Below are 1700 nucleotides of genomic sequence, written 5' to 3' on the forward strand. Positions count from 1 at the left end.
GGAATGGTAACGATATAGTCGATTTCCTGTTCTTGCCAGTTAGCGATGCCAGCCCTACGGACCGCGCTCGCCGCGGCGAACATTGGTCGCTGCTGCTGGTTGATCGCCGCGATCGGGAGAGGCCGGTCGCCTATCACTACGACTCCGCCCCGGGATTCAATGATCGGCCTGCACAACGGCTCGCAGAACGGCTGGGCGCCAACCTGCAAGCCGCCAGCATGCGCCGGCAGAATAACGGTTATGATTGCGGCGTCTTCGTAGTGGATGGCACCCGAGCGCTGGTGAGCCGGATGGCGGTAAGACGGCAGGTAAGCCTGAACCTCGACAATCTCGTCGTCGATCGGCGGGCACTACAAAATCGACTGAGGGGCTGACGCCGGCTTCGACTGATCGTGCGCGCCAGCTGGTTCGAGCGGCTTCTCGCCGGCCCGACCAGAATGCGAAATCAGCGCCTCGCAGAGCATCATGGTGGCTCGCAATGTGGAGCAGATACCGGACTAAGGGCCAGTCCGCGAACAAGTGAATCGTCGTCCGTGAACAAGGTTCTAAGCGATTGAGCGGGAGTCTGTTTTTCGGATTCGAGACGGTTTGAGATTGCAGGGAATGGGAGGTTGAGGCCGCCAAACCCTGCAATTTCGCTTTTGGATTGAACGAAGCCGCTGTCGTGGCGTGCGTGGCGCGGTGGCGTAGATCGCCTCCTGGCTGAGAGGATGTGGGTGTTGGATGTCACAGATCGCTGCTATCGCCCGGCCGTCTGTTCGGCAGAGTCCCGGATAGAAGTAAGCCATGTCTATTTAGGTGATCTGGAAAACTCAGACGGGATGCAGGGGTCTCCAACTGGCCAACAAGTAGCGTTCTATTTCCGAATTGGTCGGGGCTTCGGCCTTTGTTTGGGGTTCCGGAGATATTGATCCGCGTTTGCCGGAGTGGGTCGGCCGTCTGCAGGCGCGCCTTGGCTTTCTTCTCGGCCGGGTCTTTGCCATTGGCAACCAGGCCCAAAAGCCGCTTGGCCTCCTTGCGTGCACGCTCTCGTGTCCAAGGGGCGCCGTGAGGACCGATGGTGACGAAGCGCTGCCGACCGAACACTCGGTACTTGAGAACGTAAGTCGCTTTTGTCGCGTTGACGTTTATGGCGGGAAACGGCACGCCTTCATCATCCGCATGGGGCAATACCGGATACGGTTGATGACGAAGACCAAAGGCATGTCTAAAATCTGGACGTATACGCGTCGTGCGATGCTGTTGGGCAGTAGCTTCTTGGGTAGCGTGTTGTTCGGGGGCGCGACGGTGCCTACACCCAATCGGCCGCAGCGCAAGGTTGCCATGATGTTGAAGGCGGCCGACTCGTCCTTCGTCGTTGGGTGCACACAAGACGGCATTACCTCGTTGCGTTATCGTAACGACACGCATGACACGGATTATGTCCTGCCTGGAGCCGTGCTGGGGGCGGCTCACGCTAGAGTTCGGCGTGCCGGATCCGAGTGGCATACGCTTCGAACCGGCGTTGATGCAACGAAGCCGATGCATAGCTCCGCCCTTGAACTAGCAGCCCGCGATGCCGGCGTCCTTCTCACGACCCGCCTCGCAGTCGACGAGGCTGGATTGACGTGGGAGATCATGCTGCGGAACGACGGCATGGCGAGCGTGGAGGTTGGCGACCTCTATTTGCCTATGCCGATGAACACCGAATTTCCGGCAGG

2 protein-coding genes and 1 pseudogene are annotated in these 1700 nt (G+C 59.5%); 2 read left to right on the top strand and 1 reads right to left on the bottom strand.

Annotated elements, in window-relative coordinates; genetic code table 11:
- On the top strand, positions 1-374 hold a 374-nt coding region (locus QCM77_RS45750), incomplete at its 5' end, for a Ulp1 family isopeptidase (protein WP_280097118.1).
- A gap of 352 nt (positions 375-726) precedes the next feature.
- On the opposite strand, the gene QCM77_RS45755 is transcribed toward QCM77_RS45750, so the two are convergent.
- On the bottom strand, positions 727-1146 hold the full coding sequence (locus tag QCM77_RS45755; protein ID WP_280097119.1) for an Arm DNA-binding domain-containing protein: 420 nt from the start codon (positions 1144-1146) through the stop codon (positions 727-729).
- Between the two features lie 39 nt (positions 1147-1185).
- Here QCM77_RS45755 and QCM77_RS45760 point away from each other — a divergent pair.
- Positions 1186-1700, top strand: a pseudogene (locus tag QCM77_RS45760) (DUF5695 domain-containing protein); the annotation flags it as partial.

Origin of the sequence: Bradyrhizobium nivariense (assembly GCF_029846695.2) — a bacterium.
Taxonomy (GTDB): Bacteria; Pseudomonadota; Alphaproteobacteria; order Rhizobiales; family Xanthobacteraceae; genus Bradyrhizobium.